This is a genomic window from Flagellimonas alvinocaridis, from assembly GCF_004916895.1.
Lineage (GTDB): Bacteria > Bacteroidota > Bacteroidia > Flavobacteriales > Flavobacteriaceae > Flagellimonas > Flagellimonas alvinocaridis.
Genome location: NZ_SNTZ01000022.1, coordinates 1 through 9051, shown reverse-complemented (window position 1 = coordinate 9051; position 9051 = coordinate 1). Strand labels below are relative to the sequence as shown.

Below are 9051 nucleotides of genomic sequence, written 5' to 3'. Positions count from 1 at the left end.
CTTTACGATTGATTCCGTGTTCTTCTTCTTTGTCATTTTAAGTGTTTTAAATGGTTAATGAATCCATCTTCAAGGCTAGCCTTGAAGATAACAAAACCATCACTTATCTTTAGACCAAGTTCAGTCCACTTTTAGTTGAAGATTTACATGCCACAAAAAATGATAGACGAGCTCTTTGCCAAACGCACCCGAAATTCCATCAGTAAAATTAAAGCGGGTCGTCAAGATTTAAGCTTTAGCCAGTTGAAAATCTACTACGAGGAATCGGGTCATACCCTTGGTAAAGCATTTGCAAAGAACTTGGAACTGCTTACTGAAGATGGTGCATATAATTATGCTGGCTATCTTTTGGCAGATAAGAACAACACCTCTATTAAAGTTGCAAAATATTCCGGCACTACGCGAACAGATTTGATAGAGAGTAACGAATACGGTCACGAATGTTTAGTAAAAGCTACCAAACAAGTGATAGATAAAATTGCGGTCGAGAACAGAACCAACACCAAGATTACAGCCAAAGAACGCCATCAGGCCAATCTATGGAATCCTATTGCCTTGCGTGAGGCAATAATCAATGCCTTTGTGCATAACGATTATACTAATGAGATTACGCCAAAGTTTGAAATCTTTGCGGATAGAATTGAAATCACATCGGCAGGCGGTTTGCCTGACGGTTTAAGTAAACAAGAGTTTTTCGAGGGCTTTTCAGTCCCACGTAACAAGGAATTAATGCGAATTTTTAAGGATTTGGAACTGGTAGAACAATTGGGTTCAGGCATCCCTCGTATTTTAGAACACTACGGAAAAGAAAGTTTTAGTTTTTCGGATAACTTCCTTAGAATGACGTTTATTGCTAAGGAAGTTGCTGCTGAATCTAATACCAATGTTGAAGATACAGAAGGTGGTCAAAAAGGTGGTGTAATAGGTGGTGCAAAAGGTGGTGTAATCGATGAGAATGAATCTCTAACTAAAAGGCAGAAAGAAGTACTTAAACTTATTGCTGCAAATCCTGCTGTAACTTATAGTGAGATTGCTGAAGCTTTAAAGATTAATGAATCCGCTGTAGGCAAACATATTACAGCTATTAAGAACAAAGGGATTTTAGTCCGTCACGGCGATACAAGAGGCTATTGGGAAATTAACCTTGATTAGAATTAATAAAACTTATTTCTTCTTAAAAAGGCGATTTATCCTTTGAACCTCTAGCATCTGCCAGCCACTTTCCATTTTGTTTGACCAATTTAAAAAGACCTGGTGTTTTATCGTAAGCTGTGGTATATTTTACCCAAGCCACATCGCCCATTATCGTATCCTGCAAAACGGTAAAGTTGGAATCATCCTTTTTGGTAGCATTGAACATATTTATGGTATTCATATAGTTTGAATATGCCTGTGGTGTTGAGTTAGCCTTTAGGGTTTCTTCATCTTTTTCATAAAAGCTTTCGATAACAATTTGGGCTGTGGCACTTGGTCCTGAAATTTTAGTTTCAGAATCGGCGCAAGAAATGAACAGTAATACGAGTGAGCAAGTGACGATTTTTTTCATAATGACTTTAATTTGGGTTATTGATATATCTATGTGATATTTTCATTTCAATGTTTCGTCCGCCATTCTTCTCGTTCAGTTCTAAAATTGCCCTGCGGTCATTGGACAATGAAAACTTGGGCATCACATAAACGAATCGAACCGTTTCATTTTCTGCGATTTTTGATGGCAGAAAATATGTGTAAAACGGTTCTTGATACAGGCGTTGCAAGGATTTCTTTTTCCCTTTTTGTCGAGTTTCAATAGAAAGGTTCAAGAAATTCAAATCATAATCTAAACTGGAATTATTCTCAATTTGGATAACGAAATACAATTCCTCTTTATCAAATACAATTCTTTTTACGTTGAGAATGATTCTTGACTTTCGTTCTCTTTTCAATGCTATGCGCTGTTTTCTTCCGAGTAGATAAGAACAGAATTTTTGATAATAATAAGTTCTGTTATTTACAATTTCCTCTGAAGAATCAACAAGAACCGAATCAGTTACAATCGGTTTTTCATTACCGATACTACTTGATAACGGAATGAAATAATTGAGCTTAGACAGCTGTTTTTTATACCTTACAATATACGAAAAAATTGAACCATTCCTATTGACTACCAACAGATTACTTTCCTTTCCAGGCTTTGCCTGAAGCAATCCAAAATACTGTTCTTTTTCACGATTGTAAGTAAATACAAAATTATCTGAACCCGTTATGCCTTGCCTTATTGGTTCTGGAAAGAACAGCGCAACGTTTTTGGTGTCGTTAGCATAAATGGTGTCGAGAGTATGAATTGTTTGTGCGCCAGCTTTCGCGAAAGTGTAAACAAATAGAATCAATGTTAGAAATATAGCTTTCATAATTTAGGTTTTAGAATTAACTTGTAATTGTTCAATACGGTTACTTTCACGTTTCGGTTATTACGTCTGAATACTTTGGTAATTCCGCCAACTTGCGGAACACTTGGAATATTGATGTCGCCAATAATATCATCCAGAACTTCACTCGTAACTTCTGCTCGAAAATTGTTTTCTACGTAGATACCTTCACTACCATCTTGCAAATCGAAGGCTTTCAGACTTGTAGAATGATGCTTTATGTTTTCAATTTCAATCAAAGCACGATTGGGCTGAAAGCTGATAAAGCCAAATACTGGTGTATTCTTAGGCATCAGTTTGCCATTGATTGTCGCCGCTTTGGTCAATCTCATCCGTAACCTGGTATTTGCCTTTACCACTTGGTCGCCATCCACGACGACGTAAATAGTTTCGTCTGTATTGCCGAGGATTAAAACTTCATTGGGTTTAGGTGCAGCCGCAAAGAACAATTGGTGTTCCAGGCCCAGTTCCTTTGCTTCGATTTTTTGTTCTCTTTTGATTTCAGCAGAATCAACTTCAACAGTCTTAGTTGTAATGGTTTTCTTTCGTACTAAATTTTGATACCGCTTTTCAGAATATTTAATCTTACCAGCATCATAGATACTATCCACAATACGTTCTTTTTCTCGTTCGGGTAAATCTGGGTCATAAAAGCCCAGGGAATCAATTAGTTTCTCATCGTAGATGCTGGGTGCGTTATTTTCACGGACTTCCTTTAAATCATTAATGGCATCCAATTTAGATTCGTATTCTTTTTGGTTTTCTTCTAAATCTGGTACTAATGTCTGTTCAAGATTTTCGTTCTCACTTTCATCATCGCCCATTACCATTACAGAATAGGAAATCAGGAATATGAAAATCACGGCCAAGACAGCTGCAAATACTATTTTGTTCTTTTCTACTTTCATAAGAGTGAGTTTTTAAATGCCGATTACCTGCCTTCCGTCAGGCAGGTCGGCTCAACTTTCATCGTTTAATTTTTTTAAAGTGTTCTCGAAGTAATTTGTAATCAAAAGACCGTGTGGATTATTTGGGAAGTTTCGGTCAACTGTAATGAGGTTTCCGGTGGATACCAGTTCGTAAGTATCGATGATAGAACCACGGTTGATTTCAAAGACCGTAACCGTTCTAAAAATATACGTTCCATTTTGTTCCTCAATTTGGGAATCAATACTCAGTACCTTTTGCACCAATGAATATTGTAATAGTCTGTTATAAACACCATCCGCTTTTTTCTGTCGATACAGATTATCTACAGAACTGTTTCCCAACCAAAGCGCTTTTTCCAAATTGCTTTCATAATTGCTCGCATCAATGTTATAGAAATACCTGTGGAACAAATCTAAATGTGCCAGAGCTTCAACCCTAAAATTCTCTTTTTGGGTTACGAGCTTTAGCGGAATGATACTACCATCGGTATTGATGGCGAACGCGCTATTGAGTGCTTTCTGATTGGTGCTAAAAGCCATCCATAATGCAAAAACGCTGGACAGCAACGCACAGACTACAACTGACAGTACAATAAACCGATTCAGTTTTAAGACACTGTAAATATTCTTGTATGGTGTTTTCATTTTCATTGGAATTAGTTGGTAAATAATCTGAGTGTAAATGAAGTCGCACGTCGATACAATTTGAACTTTAAGAAGACGATAAAGGCAACAGAGCCTAATTGAACAACAGGTGCAAAAAAGCCTTGACCTGTATCAGTTCCAAACAGGTTGACCCAGAAATTGGTGTTGATTTCGGTGTAGATAGCATTGACAAATACGTTGACCAGAAAGAAAGCCGGTACCAACATATAAACAGCAGCGTACAACTTGAAGAACGTATAGGCAAGCGAACGGAATTTTTCGAAGACTGCCAAACTTATGACCAACGGAAAAAATGCCTGCATTATTCCCAATAGGAAAAAACGTTCTGCCAAAAACAACGGATAGATAAACAAGTCCAATATCCAAAGAATCGTACTCAGGATGAACGCCAATATTTTGAAACCATATAAAGGTGTTACCAATGCTTCGTATAAGAGCGTCATTGCCGAACTTGCGGCATCAAAAAGACTTACGTCTTCCTCTAACGGTATGTCCTGCATTTGCAAGGGTAATAGTGCAGGTGCAGTCCCTCGATACTGCCCTTCAATGGCCACTAAAATGCCATCGAAAAACCCTAACACCTGTGTTGAAAATATGACCAAAATAACAATGGCGAAATTCTTTGCCAGTTCACCTGGACTTAATCCCCAAGTATAACCGTCTTTATCCGCAATACCTTCATTATATTTTTTAAGGATATTGACTAAGAAAAATAGGACAGCAAGCGTTTTCATCCCTGCAATGGTGTATTGCGAGAAGTCGCTGGCTTGTATAGTCTGGAAAACGGTATCGATGTATTCCAAACCAATTCCTAAAAGTATGGTCGCTGTCATTTTTAATAGTCTGTTTCTCGGTTATTGACTTTATCTTGCATTTTTCTGAAGGAAATTATGTCTTTATAGCGTTTGGTTTTAGAATTGATGTTAGACACCATTTGTTTGGATTCCAGTTCTTTCTGCTTTAAAACTTCAGCACGTTCGGCATCGCTCATTTTTAGATTATCACTGGATAGGATTTCGCCCATAAAATCCACAGTATCTAACGAATTCTGGACTATAACATCAAATGATTCCACCACTCTCGTAACTTCTTCCGGTTTGATGTATGGCGAGTTCAAAATATCCTGCAAATCATTCTGCATTACATTGATAAGGCGTTGATTGTTGGCTGCTATTTCTTGGACTGCATTAAGTTGTTCCACCACACTTGAGACTTTCTCAATAGCCTCTTTCGCGTCTTTTAAAAATTTTACTGACTTAATCATTTCGGCAGTCTGTTTGCCAGATTCCAAAAGTTGTTTTACCAAACTGATAAAATTGGTGTTGTCATAAACTGGCATTCCTTGTGCGGTACCATTTCTAGGGAATAAAAAGGCTACTGTAAAGATTAGCCCGAATAAGAATGTTTTGAAGTTTGTTTTCATAATTATTATGTTTTAGATGTGAATTGAATTATTGCTTTTTGCATATCGTTATGCTGATTGTAGAGCTTCATTATTTCCTCATTTTCTTGTCCATCGGTTAAGTATGCAGCATAGACTTCCTTTGGAACTTCCAACCGGAAGATGTTGCTTTCCCTACCAATCTTGATAAACATTTCGGTGTACTTGCGTGGACCGGAAAGATTGTTCTTGATGGACTTTAATTGGTTAAGGTCGTGACTGGATAGGTTCAGACGCTTGACCAATTCGTCATAGCCCTTTTCATTGTTCAGGCTATAAATAACCTGTGTGTTTTCCAGTATGCTTGCTGATGTTGAGTTGTTGGGTAGCTGATTTATAGATTGTAGAATAATCCCAATAGCACCATTTTGCTTACGAATGGCTTGATAGTAGAATTCCACACTTTCCAGTACGTTTTCAAACTTCAATTGTTTGGCAAACTCATCAAAAAGGATGATACCTTTTTCAGCACGGTTTTTCCATATAGTTCTTTGGATGGCGGACTTAATCAGCTTCAACATAACGGACAGGATTTCTTTGTTGTCTTTCACTTCGTCCAGTTCAAAAACAATCAATCGTTTGTCCTCTATTTTATAGGTCTGGTCTTCGCTGACTTCAAACAAAAAACTATATAGACCATCGCCGACATATTCTGACATTACGTGCAAAAAGCTTGTGACGTTGAAGTAGTCGGGATGGATTTTTAGGGTGTCCAGAAGGTCTTTCTGATTCCTTTCTATAAAGCTGTAAAAACCATCTAACGAGTGATTTTCTAAAGTGCTATCGTAATAATGACGCAGTATTTTTTTGACCGAAACTGATTGTGCTTTGGTTACTTTTAAATCTGAAGCGAACAGCTCAAAAAGGAAAACAGATAAGTCTTCCAATCGCTCGGGTGTGAGGTCGTTTGTATCGCTTATAAAAAAGGGATTTATACCTAAGTTTTTACCACTTTCGTAACGTAGCACCGTATATTTTTTAGGATAGAGTTTTGCAAACTTGGTGTATGAGCCACCCAAATCAATGATAACCAGACGGACACCACTTTCAAAATACTGGCGCAAAATGTTATTGGCCAAAAAAGATTTGCCTTCGCCAGTTGGCGCAAAAATCGCAAAGTTCCTTGCTTTGATTCGTTTCTTCTTTTCGTCCCAAACATCTTTCAGAACAGGAATGTTATGCTCGCGGTCATTAAATATGATTCCGGTGTTATCAGATTTATAGTTTGTATTGTTAATGAACAGGCAGAGTGCGTGTTTTAAATCAGTCACATACAAATCATTATTTGAGAAGTTAGAAGAGAAACAGCAGTAACTATTAAGGATGTAATTCTTACGTTCTTCGCCTCGTGGGTAATACGGGATGATATCCAATTCCTTAAATTCGGTCTTTATTTTTGAGGTTATCTTATCGAGCTCTTTGGCTTCCTTTGCCCAATAGACAATATTCAGATGCCCACGAATAATCCGTGCATTATCATCGGCATTGATTTGGTCAAGGATGTGCTGAATTTTCCCTAAAACCACTTTATTCTGCGAACCGAAGTTGGAACTTTTGTTGAGTTCCTCAATCTTTTTATCCAATAGCTTGCGCCACTTCTGTTTGTCATCGAGATATAGGATTTGGTTGACGATATGGTTCTCATTAAGCGTAAGCCCTAAACCATCAATAAACCCTTGATGAAAAACAAAATCGTCAGAAGTGAATTTCTCATTGGTCTTGCTACTCTGTACACTTTCGCCAAAGCACAGTTCGCTGTTGATGTCCAGGGTATCAAAATGGTTTTCGCCAATATTGACGCTTTTTTTATCTAATATGATATCGGTATCAAATCCATCATTGAAACCATTAAAATAGCCGTTGGTTAACTGCTGAATTTCTTTTGCTTCAAGCGAAACAAATTTCATTTTTCGGCTATTGTTTATAAAGGAAACCGAATCACTTACTGAGTTGGCAAAACTCTTTATACTGTCGTCCAGTTCCTGTACGATTCCTTTAGAAACTTTTCGGAACGGATTGACATATTTTGAGTTGTTGAGAGTCTTGTTTTTGGTCAAGATAAAGAACAGGAAACATTTATGTTCAATATGACCACGACCTTTAAAATGCTCGTGGGTAGCTTTTTCTAAAAAAGTATTATTTGGAAGTTCCTCTGAAGTGTACGATTTCTTCAAATAGATATCCTGTTTGTGAACCACAGTCCCAACTGGCAATGACTTGAAAGCCTGAAACCAAGCACCGTGCATATCCTCAAAATCCTTTTCAGATAAGGAATAGATTTCCGGTAGATTGCCTTTGTAACACAAAACCACATTGCCATTATTGGCAAAAATGATATTGTCTTGAACATCTACAATGGGTTGATATGCCGAAAGGTTCATCTTATTCATAGTTGAAGCCTGAGTTTCTTTTGTTACTAATTATTTCCGGAAAGGCTTTAGCTGTTTGGAACAGCTGAGGATTGTGTGTGATTCTTGTCAGCGCTACATATAGAGCTGCATTGAAAACCAAAATGCCTATAATCATCACAAAGCTGAAAGAAAAAATGATGATTAATAAGGATGCGAGAATGGAAACCATCATCAAGGCAAACAGGGAAATGGGCAAGCCAAAAATGACTGCCCTTTTCCTAATGTTTTTATAGACCTCGAACCGCTTCATTAGACAACGATTCCGATTAGGTATGTAAATATTCCGACTACTGCACCAGCAATAAGTACAAATACTAAAACTCGGGTAATCCCCTTCTTCAAGTCTGCATTTTCCCCAAAAAAATGTCCTGCGTTAAACAGGAAACCCACGAGGAAGATTACACCGAGTAGTATTGGAAATATAGTTCGTATTGTGTCGCCAACATCGTTAACTGAATCTTCTATGCCACCAATTTGAGCAAAAAGCGAAGTGGATAAGAGCGAAAGAATGGATGCTAAATAGTGTGATTTTTTCATAACGGAACGGTTTAAATTTTTAGTTCATTTTCCTTATTGGAAATTTACATATATTTGAATATAAATTACTGAAAATCAAATATTTGTGAATAAAATATTGTTTGATATTGTTTGAATTCCGTTGCTATTATTTAGCATCAAATCCTATGGATTTTTGAAAGCAAGTTGTTGATAACCTGAAAAATGATGATGAAAAAAGTGCTCAAAAACGTCAGTTTTGTGATTTTGGTTCTAAAAATGTGCTTTATTTTTGGACAGGAAACGAGCGCTCAAAAGCGAATTGTAATTGATGTTGGACACGGTGGAAAAGATGCTGGTGCAATTGGCGTAAATGGAATCCAAGAAAAGGATGTCGTAATGGATATTGCAAATGCCATTTTGAAACTGAATAACGACCTAGTAAAACCACTAGATATTTATCTGACTAGATATAGCGATTCGCTTATTTCGTTATCGGATAGAACGAAGTTGACCAAAGTTCTAAAAGCTGACTTGTTTTTGTCGCTGCATTGTGTAAATCTTCAACTAAAAGTGGACTGAACTTGGTCTAAAGATAAGTGATGGTTTTGTTATCTTCAAGGCTAGCCTTGAAGATGGATTCATTAACCATTTAAAACACTTAAAATGACAAAGAAGAAGAACACGGAATCAATCGTAAA

Annotated in this window: 8 protein-coding genes and 2 pseudogenes; 2 read left to right on the top strand and 8 right to left on the bottom strand. The window is 37.1% G+C overall.

What is annotated here, in order from left to right:
* Positions 1–147: 147 nt before the first annotated feature.
* A pseudogene (locus EZV76_RS16690) lies at positions 148–1152 on the top strand (ATP-binding protein); the annotation flags it as partial.
* Positions 1153–1174: 22 nt separating this feature from the next.
* Here EZV76_RS16690 and EZV76_RS16685 read toward each other — a convergent pair.
* The 8 genes from EZV76_RS16685 to EZV76_RS16645 form a co-directional block, all read right to left on the bottom strand.
* Positions 1175–1546, bottom strand: coding sequence for a hypothetical protein (locus EZV76_RS16685; RefSeq protein ID WP_136567670.1), 372 nt, complete (start codon positions 1544–1546; stop codon positions 1175–1177).
* 7 nt (positions 1547–1553) lie between these two features.
* Positions 1554–2390 (bottom strand): DUF4138 domain-containing protein, encoded by an 837-nt coding sequence (locus EZV76_RS16680; protein WP_136567669.1) that lies wholly within the window; start codon positions 2388–2390, stop codon positions 1554–1556.
* A complete protein-coding gene (traM, locus tag EZV76_RS16675) occupies positions 2387–3316 on the bottom strand; it encodes a conjugative transposon protein TraM (RefSeq protein WP_136567668.1) in 930 nt (309 codons plus the stop codon). The genes EZV76_RS16680 and traM overlap by 4 nt, the downstream gene beginning before the upstream one ends.
* 51 nt (positions 3317–3367) lie before the next feature.
* Positions 3368–3982: a conjugal transfer protein TraK gene (locus EZV76_RS16670; RefSeq protein ID WP_136567667.1), complete on the bottom strand. Its 615-nt coding sequence runs from the start codon at positions 3980–3982 to the stop codon at positions 3368–3370.
* Positions 3983–3993: 11 nt separating this feature from the next.
* The gene (locus EZV76_RS16665; protein WP_136567666.1) at positions 3994–4836 is read right to left on the bottom strand and encodes a hypothetical protein; all 843 of its coding nucleotides are present in this window, start codon (positions 4834–4836) and stop codon (positions 3994–3996) included.
* A gap of 2 nt (positions 4837–4838) precedes the next feature.
* Positions 4839–5426 carry a conjugal transfer protein gene (locus tag EZV76_RS16660; RefSeq protein ID WP_439108203.1) on the bottom strand — a complete coding sequence of 196 codons (588 nt, stop codon included), beginning with the start codon at positions 5424–5426 and terminating at the stop codon, positions 4839–4841.
* Positions 5427–5431: 5 nt separating this feature from the next.
* On the bottom strand, positions 5432–7834 hold the full coding sequence (locus EZV76_RS16655; protein WP_136567665.1) for a TraG family conjugative transposon ATPase: 2403 nt from the start codon (positions 7832–7834) through the stop codon (positions 5432–5434).
* 270 nt (positions 7835–8104) lie between these two features.
* Positions 8105–8392 carry a hypothetical protein gene (locus EZV76_RS16645; protein ID WP_008610937.1) on the bottom strand — a complete coding sequence of 96 codons (288 nt, stop codon included), beginning with the start codon at positions 8390–8392 and terminating at the stop codon, positions 8105–8107.
* Positions 8393–8581: 189 nt separating this feature from the next.
* Here EZV76_RS16645 and EZV76_RS16640 point away from each other — a divergent pair.
* Positions 8582–8905: pseudogene (locus tag EZV76_RS16640) on the top strand (N-acetylmuramoyl-L-alanine amidase family protein); the annotation flags it as partial.
* Positions 8906–9051: the final 146 nt, after the last annotated feature.

What these genes read in the sequence shown, in the direction of transcription:
- EZV76_RS16685 (WP_136567670.1), bottom strand. Translation starts at nt 1,546, where the DNA reads ATGAAAAAAATCGTCACTTGCTCACTCGTATTACTGTTCATTTCTTGC.
- EZV76_RS16680 (WP_136567669.1), bottom strand. Translation starts at nt 2,390, where the DNA reads ATGAAAGCTATATTTCTAACATTGATTCTATTTGTTTACACTTTCGCG.
- traM (WP_136567668.1), bottom strand. Translation starts at nt 3,316, where the DNA reads ATGAAAGTAGAAAAGAACAAAATAGTATTTGCAGCTGTCTTGGCCGTG.
- EZV76_RS16670 (WP_136567667.1), bottom strand. Translation starts at nt 3,982, where the DNA reads ATGAAAACACCATACAAGAATATTTACAGTGTCTTAAAACTGAATCGG.
- EZV76_RS16665 (WP_136567666.1), bottom strand. Translation starts at nt 4,836, where the DNA reads ATGACAGCGACCATACTTTTAGGAATTGGTTTGGAATACATCGATACC.
- EZV76_RS16660 (WP_439108203.1), bottom strand. Translation starts at nt 5,426, where the DNA reads ATGAAAACAAACTTCAAAACATTCTTATTCGGGCTAATCTTTACAGTA.
- EZV76_RS16655 (WP_136567665.1), bottom strand. Translation starts at nt 7,834, where the DNA reads ATGAATAAGATGAACCTTTCGGCATATCAACCCATTGTAGATGTTCAA.
- EZV76_RS16645 (WP_008610937.1), bottom strand. Translation starts at nt 8,392, where the DNA reads ATGAAAAAATCACACTATTTAGCATCCATTCTTTCGCTCTTATCCACT.